The sequence below is a fragment of the Streptococcus mitis genome, assembly GCF_000722755.1.
GTDB classification, from domain to species: Bacteria; Bacillota; Bacilli; order Lactobacillales; family Streptococcaceae; genus Streptococcus; species Streptococcus mitis_CM.
In genome coordinates this window covers 112197-130137 of record NZ_JPFY01000011.1, presented here as the reverse complement: position 1 = coordinate 130137, position 17941 = coordinate 112197, and the positions used below count along the sequence as shown (strand labels likewise).

The window sequence follows — 17941 nt, the reverse complement described above, 5'->3', positions numbered from 1 at the left end:
CTACTTCCGGCGTTCTAGGGCTTAACTTCTGTGTTCGGCATGGGTACAGGTGTATCTCCTAGGCTATCGTCACTTAACTCTGAGTAATACCTACTCAAAATTGAATATCTATTCAAACCAAGAAAACCTCTCGCTTTCATATTCTCAGTTACTTTGGATAAGTCCTCGAGCTATTAGTATTAGTCCGCTACATGTGTCGCCACACTTCCACTTCTAACCTATCTACCTGATCATCTCTCAGGGCTCTTACTGATATAAAATCATGGGAAATCTCATCTTGAGGTGGGTTTCACACTTAGATGCTTTCAGCGTTTATCCCTTCCCTACATAGCTACCCAGCGATGCCTTTGGCAAGACAACTGGTACACCAGCGGTAAGTCCACTCTGGTCCTCTCGTACTAGGAGCAGATCCTCTCAAATTTCCTACGCCCGCGACGGATAGGGACCGAACTGTCTCACGACGTTCTGAACCCAGCTCGCGTGCCGCTTTAATGGGCGAACAGCCCAACCCTTGGGACCGACTACAGCCCCAGGATGCGACGAGCCGACATCGAGGTGCCAAACCTCCCCGTCGATGTGAACTCTTGGGGGAGATAAGCCTGTTATCCCCAGGGTAGCTTTTATCCGTTGAGCGATGGCCCTTCCATACGGAACCACCGGATCACTAAGCCCGACTTTCGTCCCTGCTCGAGTTGTAGCTCTCGCAGTCAAGCTCCCTTATACCTTTACACTCTGCGAATGATTTCCAACCATTCTGAGGGAACCTTTGGGCGCCTCCGTTACCTTTTAGGAGGCGACCGCCCCAGTCAAACTGCCCGTCAGACACTGTCTCCGATAGGGATCACCTATCCGGGTTAGAGTGGCCATAACACAAGGGTAGTATCCCAACAACGTCTCCTTCGAAACTGGCGTCCCGATCTCTTAGACTCCTACCTATCCTGTACATGTGGTACAGACACTCAATATCAAACTGCAGTAAAGCTCCATGGGGTCTTTCCGTCCTGTCGCGGGTAACCTGCATCTTCACAGGTACTAAAATTTCACCGAGTCTCTCGTTGAGACAGTGCCCAAATCATTACGCCTTTCGTGCGGGTCGGAACTTACCCGACAAGGAATTTCGCTACCTTAGGACCGTTATAGTTACGGCCGCCGTTTACTGGGGCTTCAATTCATACCTTCGCTTACGCTAAGCACTCCTCTTAACCTTCCAGCACCGGGCAGGCGTCACCCCCTATACATCATCTTACGATTTAGCAGAGAGCTGTGTTTTTGATAAACAGTTGCTTGGGCCTATTCACTGCGGCTGACGTAAAGTCAGCACCCCTTCTCCCGAAGTTACGGGGTCATTTTGCCGAGTTCCTTAACGAGAGTTCTCTCGCTCACCTGAGGCTACTCGCCTCGACTACCTGTGTCGGTTTGCGGTACGGGTAGAGTATGTTTAAACGCTAGAAGCTTTTCTTGGCAGTGTGACGTCACTAACTTCGCTACTAAACTTCGCTCCCCATCACAGCTCAATGTTACAGATATAAGCATTTGACTCATATCACACCTCACTGCTTAGACAGACTCTTCCAATCGTCTGCTTTAGTTAGCCTACTGCGTCCCTCCATCACTACATACTCTAGTACAGGAATATCAACCTGTTGTCCATCGGATACACCTTTCGGTCTCTCCTTAGGTCCCGACTAACCCAGGGCGGACGAGCCTTCCCCTGGAAACCTTAGTCTTACGGTGGACAGGATTCTCACCTGTCTTTCGCTACTCATACCGGCATTCTCACTTCTATGCGTTCCAGCACTCCTCACGGTACACCTTCATCACACATAGAACGCTCTCCTACCATACCTATAAAGGTATCCACAGCTTCGGTAAATTGTTTTAGCCCCGGTACATTTTCGGCGCAGGGTCACTCGACTAGTGAGCTATTACGCACTCTTTGAATGAATAGCTGCTTCTAAGCTAACATCCTAGTTGTCTGTGCAACCCCACATCCTTTTCCACTTAACAATTATTTTGGGACCTTAGCTGGTGGTCTGGGCTGTTTCCCTTTCGACTACGGATCTTAGCACTCGCAGTCTGACTGCCGACCATAATTCATTGGCATTCGGAGTTTATCTGAGATTGGTAATCCGGGATGGACCCCTCACCCAAACAGTGCTCTACCTCCAAGAATCTTAATAGTCGACGCTAGCCCTAAAGCTATTTCGGAGAGAACCAGCTATCTCCAAGTTCGTTTGGAATTTCTCCGCTACCCACAAGTCATCCAAGCACTTTTCAACGTGCCCTGGTTCGGTCCTCCAGTGCGTCTTACCGCACCTTCAACCTGCTCATGGGTAGGTCACATGGTTTCGGGTCTACGTCATGATACTAAGGCGCCCTACTCAGACTCGGTTTCCCTACGGCTCCGTCTCTTCAACTTAACCTCGCATCATAACGTAACTCGCCGGTTCATTCTACAAAAGGCACGCTCTCACCCATTAACGGGCTCGAACTTGTTGTAGGCACACGGTTTCAGGTTCTATTTCACTCCCCTCCCGGGGTGCTTTTCACCTTTCCCTCACGGTACTGGTTCACTATCGGTCACTAGGGAGTATTTAGGGTTGGGAGATGGTCCTCCCAGATTCCGACGGGATTTCACGTGTCCCGCCGTACTCAGGATACTGCTAGGTACAAAGACTATTTTAAATACGAGGCTATTACTCTCTTTGGCTGATCTTCCCAAATCATTCTTCTATAATCCTTGAGTCCACATTGCAGTCCTACAACCCCGAAGAGTAAACTCTTCGGTTTGCCCTCCTGCCGTTTCGCTCGCCGCTACTAAGGCAATCGCTTTTGCTTTCTCTTCCTGCAGCTACTTAGATGTTTCAGTTCACTGCGTCTTCCTCCTCACATCCTTAACAGATGCGGGTAACAGGTAGTACCTGTTGGGTTCCCCCATTCGGAAATCCCTGGATCATCGCTCACTTACAGCTACCCAAGGCATATCGTCGTTTGTCACGTCCTTCTTCGGCTCCTAGTGCCAAGGCATCCACCGTGCGCCCTTATTAACTTAACCTTATTTTTTGACCTTTCAGTCATAAACTCTTATTAATACTACAGCGTTTTCGGTTTATTTTCTTGTTACTATTTGATATAGATATTCAATTTTCAATGTGCATTACTTGGTGATCTCTCACCAATGGAGCCTAGCGGGATCGAACCGCTGACCTCCTGCGTGCAAAGCAGGCGCTCTCCCAGCTGAGCTAAGGCCCCACAAGACCTCTCAAGACTAAACAAGACCAATGCGCAGTTCCTTATCCTTAGAAAGGAGGTGATCCAGCCGCACCTTCCGATACGGCTACCTTGTTACGACTTCACCCCAATCATCTATCCCACCTTAGGCGGCTGGCTCCTTACGGTTACCTCACCGACTTCGGGTGTTACAAACCCTCGTGGTGTGACGGGCGGTGTGTACAAGGCCCGGGAACGTATTCACCGCGGCGTGCTGATCCGCGATTACTAGCGATTCCGACTTCATGTAGGCGAGTTGCAGCCTACAATCCGAACTGAGACTGGCTTTAAGAGATTAGCTTGCCGTCACCGGCTTGCGACTCGTTGTACCAGCCATTGTAGCACGTGTGTAGCCCAGGTCATAAGGGGCATGATGATTTGACGTCATCCCCACCTTCCTCCGGTTTATTACCGGCAGTCTCGCTAGAGTGCCCAACTGAATGATGGCAACTAACAATAGGGGTTGCGCTCGTTGCGGGACTTAACCCAACATCTCACGACACGAGCTGACGACAACCATGCACCACCTGTCACCTCTGTCCCGAAGGAAAGCTCTATCTCTAGAGCGGTCAGAGGGATGTCAAGACCTGGTAAGGTTCTTCGCGTTGCTTCGAATTAAACCACATGCTCCACCGCTTGTGCGGGCCCCCGTCAATTCCTTTGAGTTTCAACCTTGCGGTCGTACTCCCCAGGCGGAGTGCTTAATGCGTTAGCTACGGCACTAAACCCCGGAAAGGGTCTAACACCTAGCACTCATCGTTTACGGCGTGGACTACCAGGGTATCTAATCCTGTTTGCTCCCCACGCTTTCGAGCCTCAGCGTCAGTTACAAGCCAGAGAGCCGCTTTCGCCACCGGTGTTCCTCCATATATCTACGCATTTCACCGCTACACATGGAATTCCACTCTCCCCTCTTGCACTCAAGTTAAACAGTTTCCAAAGCGTACTATGGTTAAGCCACAGCCTTTAACTTCAGACTTATCTAACCGCCTGCGCTCGCTTTACGCCCAATAAATCCGGACAACGCTCGGGACCTACGTATTACCGCGGCTGCTGGCACGTAGTTAGCCGTCCCTTTCTGGTAAGATACCGTCACAGTGTGAACTTTCCACTCTCACACTCGTTCTTCTCTTACAACAGAGCTTTACGATCCGAAAACCTTCTTCACTCACGCGGCGTTGCTCGGTCAGACTTCCGTCCATTGCCGAAGATTCCCTACTGCTGCCTCCCGTAGGAGTCTGGGCCGTGTCTCAGTCCCAGTGTGGCCGATCACCCTCTCAGGTCGGCTATGTATCGTCGCCTTGGTGAGCCGTTACCCCACCAACTAGCTAATACAACGCAGGTCCATCTGGTAGTGATGCAATTGCACCTTTTAAGTAAATGTCATGCAACATCTACTATTATGCGGTATTAGCTATCGTTTCCAATAGTTATCCCCCGCTACCAGGCAGGTTACCTACGCGTTACTCACCCGTTCGCAACTCATCCAGAGAAGCAAGCTCCTCCTTCAGCGTTCTACTTGCATGTATTAGGCACGCCGCCAGCGTTCGTCCTGAGCCAGGATCAAACTCTCATTAAAAGTTTGAGTTCTCACTCATTTCTGTCACTGACAGATTTATTGTTTTTTCATTGTTCAGTACTACAATCTTAGTTGTAGTGCCCTGCACATTGGTTCGTCTTGTTCAGTTTTCAAAGGTCTTTGTCACTCGCTTCTCTCAAGTGACAACTATATTAGTATATCACAGCTGCTTTTTCTTGTCAACACTTTTTTGAAACTTTTTTAATCTTTTTTCATCAAGTGTTCCACCCGCAACATACCATAGTCCGTACGGGATTCGAACCCGTGTTACCGCCGTGAAAAGGCGGTGTCTTAACCCCTTGACCAACGGACCTGAGTTATTTTCAACTCTTACTATTATACAGACTTTTCATACTTTGTCAACTACTTTTTTTATCTTTTTTTAATTAATTTTACAACTGCTTCCGTTCGAGCGGTGTGCGGGAACATATCGACCGACTGGATATAATGGATATCATAGACTTCTACTAACCTTACCAAATCACGAGCCAAGGTCGAAACATTGCAAGAAATATAGACCATTTTTTCTGGTACATAGGTAAGAATAGTATCTAATAACTTATCATCCAGACCTGTACGTGGTGGATCCACAATCAGAGCATCTGCTCGGTAACCTTCCTTATACCAGCGAGGAATAATCTCTTCTGCCGTTCCAGCTTCATAATGAGTATTGTCAAATCCCATTCTTTTAGCATTTCGCTTGGCATCTTCAATAGCTTCTGGAATAATATCCATACCTCTGAGTGTTTTTACTTTCTTTGCAAAGGCAAAACCAATCGTTCCAACTCCACAATAAGCGTCAATCAAATGGTCTTCTTTATTAACATCCAAGGCTTTTACCGCCTCGTTATAAAGAACTTCTGTTTGTTCAGGATTTAGTTGATAAAAAGCTCGAGGAGATAGTGAAAATTCATAATCGAGTACACCTTCTTGAATACTCTCTTGTCCCCAGATAATCTCTGTCTTTTCACCATAAATTTCACTGGTTTTAGCTGTATTTGTATTCACAGCTACTGTCACAACTTCTGGAAAATCTTTAACTAAGTCTTTCACTAGTTGGGTTAAATTAAGCTGACGATTTGTAACAATAATAATCTGAACCTGTCTAGTCTTTCTTGCTCGTCGGACCATTATAGTTCTAACACCTAGAACTTTTCTCTCATCCGTGATTGGAATCTGGTGATAAGTAAGTAATTCTGCTAGACGATTAGCAATCACTTGGGTTTCCTTGTCTTGTACCAGGCAGTCTTTCAACTCTACTAAATAGTGAGAGTTTTGTGCATATAAGCCCGCCTTGACCTGATTTTTAAATTTTCGAGTCTGAAATTGTAACTTGGCACGGTAGTACTTTGGTTCCTGCATTCCAATAGTTGGACGGATTTCATAGTTTTCATATCCTGCAGGAGCAAATTTTTTCAGTGCTTGATGAAGTAAGTCCGTCTTGAACTCTAGCTGCTTATCATAATGCAGATGCATGATTTGGCAGCCTCCGCATTCATTGTAAATAGTACAAGCTGGTACAACTCGAAATTTAGACTTCTTGTTAACTTTTAATAATTTTGCTTCAACAAAGTTGCGTTTAATAGAAGTAATCTGACAATAGATATCTTCTCCTTTTAAAGCTCCAGGTACAAAAACTAATGTTTTTTGGTAAAAACCGATTCCTTCACCATTAATTCCCATGCGCTTGATTTTTAATGGTATTTTTTGTTTCACTTTCAGATTCATACCCCTATCTTATCACATTTTGAGTTATAATAGAACTATGAAAATCACAAAACTTGAAAAGAAAAAAAGACTCTATCTGATGGAGCTTGATAATGGCGACAAATGCTACATTACTGAAGATACAATTGTTCGTTTTATGTTATCAAGAGATAAGGTGATAAGCCAAGAAGAATTGAAAGAGATTCAGGACTTTGCCAAATTTTCTTACGGTAAGAATCTAGCCCTCTACCACCTATCCTTTAAAGCACGTACTGAAAAAGAGGTCAGAGAATATCTGAAAAAATACGATATTGATGAAGACATAGCTTCCCAAGTCATTGCTAATCTTAAAGAAGATAATTGGATTAATGATGGCCATTACGCTTATGCTATCATCAATGCTAATCAACTTTCAGGAGACAAGGGACCTTATGTACTGACTCAGAAACTAGTACAAAAGGGGATTTCAAAATCTACTATAGAGGAGACCTTGAAAGAATTTGATTTTTCGGAAGTTGCTCAACGTGTAGCTAATAAACTATTGAAAAAATATGAAGGAAAACTTCCAGCTCGTGCCTTACAAGATAAGATTATCCAAAATCTGACCAACAAGGGTTTTTCCTATTCTGATGCTAAAAGTGCCTTTGACGAATTGGATAGTCAAGTTGACCAAGAAACGACTCAGGAACTCATCTTCAAGGAACTCGATAAGCAATATGCCAAGTATTCCCGAAAATATGAAGGATACGAACTTAAACAGCGTTTAACCCAAGTTTTAACACGAAAGGGCTACGATTTTTCGGATATAGCAAGCGCTCTCAGAGAATATCTTTAATATTTTCATGTAAAATTCACAGATTTTAGGTAATTTTATGGTACAATAGTAAACGATAAACTTATAAATTGTAGAAAGTTGGTTAGTTATGAAACTTCCAAAAGAAGGCGACTTTATTACAATTCAAAGTTATAAGCATGATGGGAGTCTCCACCGAACTTGGCGGGACACCATGGTACTAAAAACAACAGAAAACGCCATTATTGGTGTCAACGATCATACACTGGTTACCGAAAGTGATGGTCGTCGTTGGGTCACTCGAGAACCGGCTATTGTTTACTTTCACAAGAAATATTGGTTTAATATCATTGCCATGATTCGTGATAATGGAATTTCCTACTATTGCAATATGGCTAGCCCCTACTATCTGGATGAAGAAGCACTGAAGTATATTGATTACGATTTGGATGTTAAAATTTTTACAGATGGGGAAAAACGTCTCTTGGACGTTGAGGAGTATGAGCGTCACAAACGCAAAATGAATTATTCTGATGACTTGGACTATATTTTAAAAGAACATGTCAAAATTCTTGTTGATTGGATTAACAATGGACGAGGTCCTTTCTCAGAAGCCTATGTAAACATTTGGTACAAGCGCTATGTAGAACTAAAGAATCGGTAAAGTTGTCAAACTAGGGTGAAAGCCCTGGTTTTTTATTTGAAAAACCCAGCTTTTCAGCTGGATTGGTCTCTATATATCTAATTTTGTAACTGTAAATTTGATATGGGAATAGTCTTTTTCAACATCCTTATCCAGCAAGAAAGCCGTTGCGTCCTTCTTAACCTGAACCAGGTCAATGTTCTGCGCCTGAGCTGCATAGACGCATCCACAATAACATTGACGGTAGATGTCATACTCTTCACACATCTCTACTGAACGTTTGTATCCTTGATTTTTCTTGAAATCACTTGGAAGATAGTGAGTAGTATAAATCTTTTGCACATCGATTCCGATGCTGTTAATGGTTTGAGAGTTCTTATGAGGACTGATGGTCAAGGCTGAGCCAAAGTAGTCAAAGCCCAAATCCATAGCCACTTGTGCTGTCTTATCCAGGCGGTAGTCAAAGCAAACCTTGCAACGGTCGCCACCTTCTGGCTCTTCTTCCAGTCCTCTGACTAACTTACGATATTCATTTGGTTCGTAGGGAGCTTCTAGATACTGGACCGTATTTCCTGTCCGCTCATTGAAATCACTGACAAACTTTTTAGTCACATAGGCACGCTTATGGTATTCTGCCTTGGGATGGATATTAGAATTGGCAAAATAGATGGTCACATCTGCATACTTAGTCAAATATTCGAGGGTATAGGTACTGCAAGGGGCACAGCAAACATGCATGAGAATAGTTGGCCGTTGCTCATTTTTCTCCCATACTTGTACCATCTTCTGCATGACACGGTCATAATTAATCTTCTGATTGGGGTTCATCTTGCTCAGAATTTCTTCTACATCGATCATGTTTTTCTCCTTTTTCTAATCTTATTTTATCATATAAGTTAGGAGAGCTCAAATCTATTTAGAAGTGAATATCATAAAAAGGAGGAATAGACATTCCCTCCTTTTGTGTTTTTTATAAGTTGTTTTCTATAGAAAGCTTACATCATGCCACCCATCATACTTGGATCCATTGCTGGAGCTGGGGCCACTGGTTCTGGTTTATTGGCTACGACTGCTTCTGTTGTCAAAATCAAACTAGCTACAGATGCTGCATTTTGTAGAGCTGAACGACTCACTTTAACTGGGTCAATGATACCTTGATCAATCATGTTGACCCAGTCACCAGTTGCTGCGTTGAAACCTGTACCAAGCTCTGCATTTTTCAAACGATCGATAACGATAGATCCTTCAAATCCTGCATTGTGGGCAATCTGACGAACAGGTTCTTCCAAAGCACGGAGAACAATATTGCGACCCGTTGCTTCGTCTCCTGTCAATTTCAAATCAGCCACAGCTGGGATAACATTTACAAGGGCTGTTCCACCACCAGCAACAATTCCTTCTTCCACGGCTGCACGAGTAGCGTTGAGGGCGTCTTCAATGCGGAGTTTCATTTCTTTCAACTCAGTTTCAGTTGCGGCTCCGACCTTAATAACCGCTACACCACCTGACAATTTCGCCAATCGCTCTTGCAATTTTTCACGGTCAAATTCAGAAGTTGTGGTTTCGATTTGAGACTTGATAACTGCAACACGGTGAGAAATCGCTTCAGGATTTCCAGCACCTTCTACGATAACCGTGCTATCTTTGTCCACAGTTACTCTCGCTGCTTGACCAAGAGCTTCAATTGTCGCATCTTTCAACTCAAGACCTAGGTCTTCTGTGATAACTGTTCCGCCTGTTAAGATGGCGATATCTTCGAGCATAGCTTTGCGACGGTCACCAAAACCAGGTGCCTTAACGGCTACTACGTTGAAGGTTCCACGAATCTTGTTCAAAACAAGAGTTGGAAGAGCTTCGCCATCAACATCATCCGCAATAATCAAGAGTGGACGATTGCTTTGGAGAATACTTTCTAGGAGTGGCAAAATTTCTTGGATATTTGAAATCTTCTTATCAGTAATCAAAATGTATGGATTTTCAAGGTCAGCCACCATTTTTTCGCTATCTGTCACCATGTACTGTGAAAGGTAACCACGGTCAAACTGCATTCCTTCTACGACTTCAAGCTCTGTTTCCATACCACGTGACTCTTCAATGGTGATGACTCCGTCTTTACCAACTTTTTCCATGGCTTCAGAAATGTATTCACCGACTTTTTCAGAACGAGAAGATACGGCAGCAACCTGAGCGATAGCTTCTTTATTGGCAACAGGGATGGCGTTGTTTTTCAAGGCTTCAACTGCTGCAGCAACTGCTGTTTCAATCCCACGACGAATGCCGATTGGGTTGGCACCTGCTGTGACGTTTTTGATTCCTTCACGGACAATTGCTTGGGTCAAAACAGTTGCAGTTGTAGTCCCATCACCTGCAATATCATTGGTTTTTGAAGCTACTTCTGATACCAATTTGGCACCCATATTTTCAAAATGGTCTTCCAATTCGATTTCTTTGGCAATAGTTACACCGTCATTGGTGATGAGTGGTGAACCGAATGATTTTTCAAGAACAACATTGCGGCCTTTTGGTCCCAAGGTTACTTTAACAGTGTCTGCAAGGATATCGACACCACGGACCATAGCTGAACGAGCGTCAGATGAAAATTTAATTTCTTTTGACATACTTACTTTCTCCTTCTATTCTTCAATGATTGCCAAGATGTTAGCTTCCCCTACGATGATGTACTTTTCATCGCCATCTTTGACATCAAGACCTGCGTGAGCTTCAACTAAGACACGATCTCCAACCTTGACACTTGGAGCCACCAAGTCACCGTTCAAGGTACGAACACCTTGTCCAGTAGCTACAACTTGGGCTGTTTTTGTTTTCTCTTGGGCTGAACCTGCAAGGACAAAGCCTCCAACAGTTTGTTCTTTTTCTTCGATTTTCAAGACCACACGGTCTCCTAATGGTTTCAACATCTGTTTTCCTCCATGATGAACTACATATTATTAGCACTCTTTATATCTGAGTGCTAAATCATAGTTCTATTGTATCACTTGGTCAGAAATAGTCAAGGAAAAAGTCTGACTTTCTCAAGATAAAAAGCCTGAGAGCAACTCAGACTTTTTAATGTTTAAAATGGCAATTCCTCCTCTTCCAAAACCAAATCCGACAAATCTTGACCTGCATTATTTTCACGCATGGCACGTTGAGCACGACTTTCCAAGAGTTGGAATCCTGTAACAAGTACTTCGGTCACATAGTTCATCTGACCATTTTTCTCAAAACGACGGGTACGTAATTCTCCATCAACGGAAATGAGACTACCTTTAGTTGCATAGCTTGCCAAGCTTTCTGCTAGTCTGCCCCATAGAACCATATTGACAAAATCAGCTTCACGTTCACCGTTTTGGTCTTTGTAACGACGGTTGACAGCGATAGCTGCTCGTGCTACTGACTTATCATTGCTGGTTTTGTGCAATTCTGGTGTAGACGTCAAACGCCCAATCAAGATAACTTTATTATACATATTTTTTCCTCCTACTTATCTATTCGCAGGAAATCAAAAAAAGTTACAGAAATTTGTAACTTTTCGAGAAAATTTTTTACTTTTTATGAACCATGAAACCTGTCGCCTGTTGATTAGCCATAATGGTCATATCTGTAATCTGCACACGACGAGGTTGACTGGTCACATAAACCACTGTGTCTGCAATATCCTGAGCTTGCAAGGCTTCGATTCCCTGATAGACCGCCTCAGCTCGCTCTTTGTCTCCATGAAAACGTATCGTTGAGAAATCTGTTTCGACAATGCCAGGCTGAATGGTCGTCACCTTGATATCACTTGCGATGGTATCAATTCGCAGACCATCTGAAAAAGTCTTAACTGCAGCCTTGGTGGCTGAATAAACTGCTGCACCTGCATAGGCATAAATTCCTGCGGTTGAGCCCATATTGATGATATGTCCTTGATTGGCTTTTACCATTGCTGGCAAGAAACAGCGAGTAACTGCCATCAAACCCTTGACATTGGTATCCAACATGGTCAGCATATCCAACTCTTCATAGTCTTGATATGGAGCCAAGCCAAGAGCCAGGCCTGCGTTATTGACTAGGATGTCAATCTGACCTATCGTTTCTAGAATATTGGAGCAGACAGTCTTGACCATGGTCATATCCGTCACATCTAGTGGAAAGGTCCAAACTGTTTGATTTGGAAAGACTTCTGCAAACTCCGACTTAAGAGCTTCTAGTCTATCTGTCCGTCGTCCTGTTAGAACGACATTCTCACCCTGCTCCAGATAAGCACGCGCAATTGCTTCACCAATACCTGATGTCGCTCCTGTAATCACAACATTTTTTGCCATCTTATTTCCTTCTAGCTGGTCTATCAGATACTGACAAGTTCCTAGGCAGTCCAGTGTTTAGCTGGGTCGAATGGTGTACCAACAATTTCATTTTCTGACAATTCAATCACACCACGTTTTTGCGGAGCATTTGGCAAATGCAATTCACGAGGGCTACACATCATGCCAAAACTCTTTTCGCCACGAAGCTCACCTGGGAAAATAAGATTGCCTTTAGGCATCATTGCTCCGGGAAGAGCTACAATGGTTTTCAACCCGACACGCGCATTAGGAGCCCCTGCAACGATTTGCACTGTCTTGTCACTTGCGACTGCAACTTGGCAGATGTTGAGGTGGTCACTATCTGGGTGAGCTACCATCTCGATAATTTCACCAACAACAAACTTTGGTTCCTTATCATTAACAATTTCTTCTGTAAAACCTTCCGCCTGCAACTCTTGGTTCAAACGAGCTACTTGTTCATCTGATAAAAAGACTTGACCGCGCTCTGCAATTTCAAACAAACTTGAAACTTCGAAAATATTCCATGCCACTGTTTCCCCATTATCTTTGAGGAAAACACGAGCTACCTTGCCTTTGCGCTCCACATCTAGTTTGGCATCTCCGCTATTTTTCACGATGACCATAAGGACATCACCGACATGTTCTTTGTTATATGTAAAAATCATTGTTTCCTTTTTCTCCTATTTCAGTCCTGCTAAAAAGTCGTTAATTTGTTGCTTGCTTTTACGGTCGCGATTAACAAAACGACCAATTTCCTTGTCTTTTTCTAGAACAACAAGGCTAGGAATTCCGTAAACATCCCAGAGTTTAGCTAGATCCATATACTGATCTCGATCCACTCGAATAAAGGTGAACTCTGGATTGGTCTCCTCAATTTCTGGTAAAGCAGGATAAATATAACGACAATCGCCACACCAGTCCGCCACAAAAAGGAAGACCTTCTTACCATCTTTTTCTACTAAAGATGCCAATTCTTCTAAACTTGCTGGTTGTATCATAAAACTTCCTCCTCATAGACCAGGTCTTCATTTTCATAGACAAAGGTATAATGACGGCCATCCTCAAAAATGACCCCTCCGACCAAGCTCTCCAGACTACTTTCATAAACTTGAACATAGAGGGTCGCAATTTCCCCCATGTCTGAAAAATGGTCTCGCACAATCTCTGTCAACTCTTCCTGAGTCTTCATGAGCTTACGGTCATCTGCAACTTTTTTCGTAGCAAGGGCAAGGCTTCCAATACCAAGCAGAGCCAGACCTGCCATCCACATTTTTTTAGCTTTCATACCATTCATTTTAACACAAAAAAGGCTTTAGGACAAATGAGGAAGCAGCAGAAAAGCAAGTTAAAAACCTCTGAGATTGTTCTCAAAGGTTCTGATTTTGCTAATTGCTGTTCTCAACTGCTGCAGTGACAAAGGCAGTGTAGAGTTCTTCTGGACGGTTTGGACGACTTGAAAGTTCAGGGTGATACTGACACGCTACAAAAAATTTATTTTCAGGAATTTCCACAATTTCGACCAAGCGATTGTCTGGAGAAACTCCTGAGAAGACAAAGCCTGCTGCCTCAAACTGCTCACGGAAGGCATTGTTAAACTCATAACGGTGACGGTGACGGCGTTGCACCACTTCTTGATTGTGATAAGCAGCCGCAGCCTTAGAGCCACGTTTCAACTTAGATGGATAAAGTCCCAAACGAAGGGTTCCACCCATATCCTCAACATCAATCTGATCACGCATGATATCAATGATAGGGTATTTTGTTTCTGGTGCAAGCTCTGCAGAATTGGCACCTTCAAGCCCCAAAACATGACGAGCAAACTCGATACAAGTCAACTGCATGCCCAAGCAGACTCCCAACATTGGAACATCATTTTCACGCGCATAGCGGATGGCTTGGATTTTGCCTTCAGTACCACGTTGACCAAAACCACCTGGTACGATGATTCCGTCCGCATCAGACAAAAGCTCTTCCACATTCTCTGCTGTCACATCATTGGCATTGATCCAATTGATTTTCACTTCTGCGTCGTTGGCATAACCAGAGTGTTTCAAGGCTTCAACCACAGAAATGTAGGCATCTTGCAACTCAACATACTTACCGACAAGGGAAATTTTAACTTGTTTCTTGAGGTTCATGACCTTGTCCACCATAGCTGACCATTCTGTCATATCCGCTACTGGTGCGTCTAATTTCAAATGGTCACAGACAATTTGGTCCATACCTTGCGCCTGCAAGTTCAATGGAATTTGGTAAAGGTGTTCAACATCCAACGATTCGATAACGGCTTCTGGTGCCACATCACAGAACTGGGCTAGTTTGTTTTTAATTCCTTGACCAGCTGGCTCTTCTGTACGAATAACCAACATATTTGGTTGGATTCCCAGTCCACGCAATTCTTTTACAGAGTGTTGAGTTGGTTTGGTCTTCATTTCACCAGCAGCCTTGAGGTATGGAAGCAAAGTTGTATGGATGTACATAACATTATCTGCACCCACATCTGCCTTCATCTGACGAAGAGCCTCTAGGAATGGTAAGGACTCGATATCTCCTACTGTTCCACCAACTTCTGTGATAATGACATCAGAGTCGGTCGTTACAGCGGCACGCTTGATTTTCTCTTTCAAAGCATCTGTGATATGAGGAATAACCTGAACAGTTGCCCCAAGGTATTCTCCACGGCGTTCTTTACGCAGAACTTCACTGTAAATTTTACCAGTAGTCACGTTGGAATATTTGTTGAGATTGATATCGATGAAACGTTCATAGTGACCCAAGTCCAAATCTGTCTCAGCCCCATCATCTGTCACAAAGACTTCTCCGTGCTGGTAAGGACTCATGGTTCCCGGATCGATATTGATATAAGGGTCAAACTTTTGAATCGTTACTTTGAGACCACGATTTTTCAAGAGACGGCCTAGACTTGCTGCCACAATCCCTTTCCCAATAGACGATACCACACCGCCAGTTACAAAAATATATTTCGTAGACATAGATTCCTCTTTCTAAAATGCTCAAGGCCTTGTTAACTACGAGGGGACATAGGAAACAAGACCCTACTAATAAGATAATCTGGGACGACTGCGCCAGATTCACAACTAATACTCTTCAAAAATCTCTTCAAACCGCGTCAGCGTCGCCTTGCCGTACTCAAGTACAGCCTGCGGCTAGCTTCCTAGTTTGCTTTTTGATTTTCATTGAGTATAAAATACAAGAATATAACTTCTTGAAAAAACAAAAATAGCTCCCTAAGAACTAGGGAGCCCCGACCTCTAAAAGAGGTGCCCGAACAATATGATACCTAAAAATAGGATAATTGTCAATAGCTAACTTTTATTCCTCGACGTTTTCAGAATCATCGTCTGAAAACTCATCGTCTTCTTCGTTGAGATCCACGTCTTCACCCAAGTCATCTGGGGCGATTTCGTTGATTTCTGCATCGTAAGCTTCCACTTCATTTTTCTCATCATCTGGATTTTCATCATCGTATGAAAGAGCTGGATCTGCTTCGTATGCATCTTCGTCTTCTGGATCATCCGCATTGTAGTCAATAGCATCTGAATCGCCATCCATGAAGGCATTGACACGTTTCTTCTTAGCTTTTGGTGCTACTTCATCATCGTCATTTTCCTCAAGAGCGATGATTTCTTCGTCGATTTCGTCCACACCATACCATGAACGAAGACCCCATTTATTGTCTCCAAGTGAGATGAAGCTACCGTCAAAGTTCAACTCTGTGTAGAACAAAGGCAAAGCTTCGCGGATATCGCTGTTTGATGTTCCAAGGTAGTTTTGAATTTCGTTTACAAGATCGCTAAAATGCATCTCATGATCGCGACCACGAAGTTCCAAGATAGCACGCGCTACCTCAATCATAGATAGTTCACTTTTTTCTTGCCCAGCAAATACTTCTAATTCCAAAGCGTTTCTCCTCATTTATACTACTATCGTCAGAGCAAACAGACTCTGACCTCATTTTATCATTTACTCTTTATTTTACGATAATTTTGCAGAATAGTCAAAGGTTAAGGGGGAGAAAGTGACAGGACTTTTTATTTCTTTGCTACCCAGCCGATGGCATCGCTTGGTGGATTTTCAGTATCAATCCAGATAAATTCAATACCGATTTCCCTATTTTTAAACTTAGTCAAACGAATACCGTTGATTTCCAGTTCATTGAGTCGTTGACCTGTCAAGACTTCTCGTTCTTTCAACTGGAAAACACCTCGTAAGATCCAATTTCCAAGGATTTCTTGCTTATCGATTGACTGAATCGCCTTACCTGCTTCTTGGTTTATATAAGCGTTAATTACATCACCAGAAGATAAAAAGCGTAGTTTAAAAGTTCTTTCCTCTTTTGGTAGAGCTAGTTTTTTAGTGCCAGGTTCAAAAGCCCCAAATCCAGAACCAAAGAAGTCTTGCCTTTCATCATGGAAGTTCTTAGAGTCAGGCAGAGGAATGTAGACTTCACTAACTGGACGATAAACCAGTTGTTCAATCTCTTTGATGAGTTTTTTATTACCAGTATTGTGGACAAAGTGAATCAAGTCCTCACGAATAGCTTTCATCTGAGCTTTTTCTTCCTTACTGATCCATTTTTTCAATAGAATTTCTTCTAAGGAGAAAGTCACAAAAGCTAGTTCTTCTGGAGCCAGATAGTCCTTAAATTTATCCTGAATCTTTAAAATCCGTGGCAAGCGATCTTTTTTGGCTAATTTTGAACCACCGTTAAAGGCATTGAAACCTGAGTTTTCTTCCACATTTCCATGTTTATCTGTGATAGCCCAAGACACTGTCTCTAAGATATCAGTTTTATCCTTTTCAGCTGTCAGTAAATGAAGGTTTTCAAAGAGAGAAAAAGGATCTTCGATGTAGTGAACGTCCCAAGTATCTACTACAATGTCTTTATTGTTAAAAGTCATGTGGAGCTGGCTGTCAGCTGCTGTATACTTGTAATGATGTTGTCCATCCGTAAATCGAAAATTAGTTGGATTGTTTTTGGTGGTTGAACCTTCAATGACCAGATTATCAATATCGACTGGCAAATAAGTAGTCTCACCAACAAAAATCTTAGGATTTTCTCCCTTTGGTGTCGGCATCAAAACGTGATAAACAGCTTCAACATTGACTGAGTCAGAACTAAATCCCTTGATTTGTGCCTTAGAAGATTCGATTCTCTGATTTCTCAAAGTCGCAATCTTTCGTGCTAACTCTTCATATCGTTGATAATTTTTCTTGTCTGCTGTTTCTTTATCTGCTGAGATATCTGCATGGAATTTAATATCACCCAACAAGTCCGTCCAATCTTGAGAATCCTTCTTAAACTGAGAGATTTTTTGGTCTCCCGAATTAATCCCAAAAGACTTGATACCCACTAGGTATTTATGATTTTCATCCACTACGACAGAGGCATCATAAGAGGTATTGGCAATATCTTCTCCAATCGCATTAAAAGCCTTCTGGAAGACTGTTTCTTGAAATTTAGAATTAACAATCGGAGCAACATAATTCTCTGTTTGTCCCTCATCTTCGGACTCAGCCTTTTGAGAGAAAGCTTGGCTCAAGCTAGCGAAGTTGGTAATTAAGGTTTTGTATTTTTCTTTTTGTTCAGACTTTAGATATTCCCACATAAGCACCCT

The 17941-nt window shown here is 43.1% G+C and carries 14 protein-coding genes, 2 tRNA genes and 3 rRNA genes; 2 read left to right on the top strand and 17 right to left on the bottom strand.

Annotated features, from left to right (window positions below; translation table 11 throughout):
- From rrf to rlmD, 6 genes are all read right to left on the bottom strand, one after another.
- Positions 1–77 (bottom strand): 5S ribosomal RNA (gene rrf, locus SK578_RS02330); the annotation flags it as partial.
- Positions 78–153: 76 nt separating this feature from the next.
- Positions 154–3055: ribosomal RNA gene (locus SK578_RS02325) — 23S ribosomal RNA — on the bottom strand.
- Positions 3056–3179: 124 nt separating this feature from the next.
- Positions 3180–3252 (bottom strand) — tRNA-Ala (locus SK578_RS02320).
- Between the two features lie 51 nt (positions 3253–3303).
- Positions 3304–4849: ribosomal RNA gene (locus SK578_RS02315) — 16S ribosomal RNA — on the bottom strand.
- A 241-nt stretch (positions 4850–5090) separates the two neighbouring features.
- Positions 5091–5162: transfer RNA gene (locus SK578_RS02310), tRNA-Glu, on the bottom strand.
- Between the two features lie 59 nt (positions 5163–5221).
- The gene (gene rlmD / locus SK578_RS02305; protein WP_042750245.1) at positions 5222–6577 is read right to left on the bottom strand and encodes a 23S rRNA (uracil(1939)-C(5))-methyltransferase RlmD; all 1356 of its coding nucleotides are present in this window, start codon (positions 6575–6577) and stop codon (positions 5222–5224) included.
- Between the two features lie 37 nt (positions 6578–6614).
- Between rlmD and recX the strand changes: the two genes are divergently transcribed.
- Positions 6615–7391, top strand: coding sequence for a recombination regulator RecX (gene recX, locus SK578_RS02300; protein WP_042750243.1), 777 nt, complete (start codon positions 6615–6617; stop codon positions 7389–7391).
- A gap of 88 nt (positions 7392–7479) precedes the next feature.
- Entirely contained in the window at positions 7480–8013 is a 534-nt protein-coding gene (ntdP, locus tag SK578_RS02295) for a nucleoside tri-diphosphate phosphatase (protein ID WP_000775316.1), read from the top strand.
- A 69-nt stretch (positions 8014–8082) separates the two neighbouring features.
- Here the strand turns inward: ntdP and SK578_RS02290 are convergent, their stop codons facing one another.
- The 11 genes from SK578_RS02290 to SK578_RS10935 form a co-directional block, all read right to left on the bottom strand.
- A complete protein-coding gene (locus SK578_RS02290) occupies positions 8083–8850 on the bottom strand; it encodes an epoxyqueuosine reductase QueH (protein WP_000567567.1) in 768 nt (255 codons plus the stop codon).
- A 137-nt stretch (positions 8851–8987) separates the two neighbouring features.
- On the bottom strand, positions 8988–10610 hold the full coding sequence (gene groL, locus SK578_RS02285) for a chaperonin GroEL (RefSeq protein WP_042750241.1): 1623 nt from the start codon (positions 10608–10610) through the stop codon (positions 8988–8990).
- Positions 10611–10625: 15 nt separating this feature from the next.
- The gene (gene groES, locus SK578_RS02280) at positions 10626–10910 is read right to left on the bottom strand and encodes a co-chaperone GroES (protein WP_000917332.1); all 285 of its coding nucleotides are present in this window, start codon (positions 10908–10910) and stop codon (positions 10626–10628) included.
- Between the two features lie 155 nt (positions 10911–11065).
- Positions 11066–11461, bottom strand: a complete 396-nt coding sequence (locus SK578_RS02275; RefSeq protein WP_042750240.1) for a single-stranded DNA-binding protein — start codon at positions 11459–11461, stop codon at positions 11066–11068.
- Between the two features lie 76 nt (positions 11462–11537).
- Complete coding sequence (locus tag SK578_RS02270) at positions 11538–12299, bottom strand: SDR family NAD(P)-dependent oxidoreductase (protein ID WP_042750239.1); 762 nt, start codon at positions 12297–12299, stop codon at positions 11538–11540.
- Between the two features lie 41 nt (positions 12300–12340).
- The gene (gene ytpR, locus SK578_RS02265; RefSeq protein ID WP_042750238.1) at positions 12341–12967 is read right to left on the bottom strand and encodes a YtpR family tRNA-binding protein; all 627 of its coding nucleotides are present in this window, start codon (positions 12965–12967) and stop codon (positions 12341–12343) included.
- Positions 12968–12982: 15 nt separating this feature from the next.
- A complete protein-coding gene (locus tag SK578_RS02260; RefSeq protein ID WP_000615777.1) occupies positions 12983–13300 on the bottom strand; it encodes a thioredoxin family protein in 318 nt (105 codons plus the stop codon).
- Positions 13297–13596, bottom strand: coding sequence for a DUF4651 domain-containing protein (locus tag SK578_RS02255; RefSeq protein WP_001013974.1), 300 nt, complete (start codon positions 13594–13596; stop codon positions 13297–13299). Before SK578_RS02255 ends, SK578_RS02260 begins: the two co-directional genes overlap by 4 nt.
- A 91-nt stretch (positions 13597–13687) precedes the next feature.
- Positions 13688–15295, bottom strand: a complete 1608-nt coding sequence (locus tag SK578_RS02250; RefSeq protein WP_042750236.1) for a CTP synthase — start codon at positions 15293–15295, stop codon at positions 13688–13690.
- A 340-nt stretch (positions 15296–15635) separates the two neighbouring features.
- Positions 15636–16223 carry a DNA-directed RNA polymerase subunit delta gene (gene rpoE / locus SK578_RS02245; RefSeq protein ID WP_042750234.1) on the bottom strand — a complete coding sequence of 196 codons (588 nt, stop codon included), beginning with the start codon at positions 16221–16223 and terminating at the stop codon, positions 15636–15638.
- Between the two features lie 131 nt (positions 16224–16354).
- Complete coding sequence (locus SK578_RS10935; protein WP_042750232.1) at positions 16355–17932, bottom strand: hypothetical protein; 1578 nt, start codon at positions 17930–17932, stop codon at positions 16355–16357.
- Between the last annotated feature and the right edge of the window lie 9 nt (positions 17933–17941).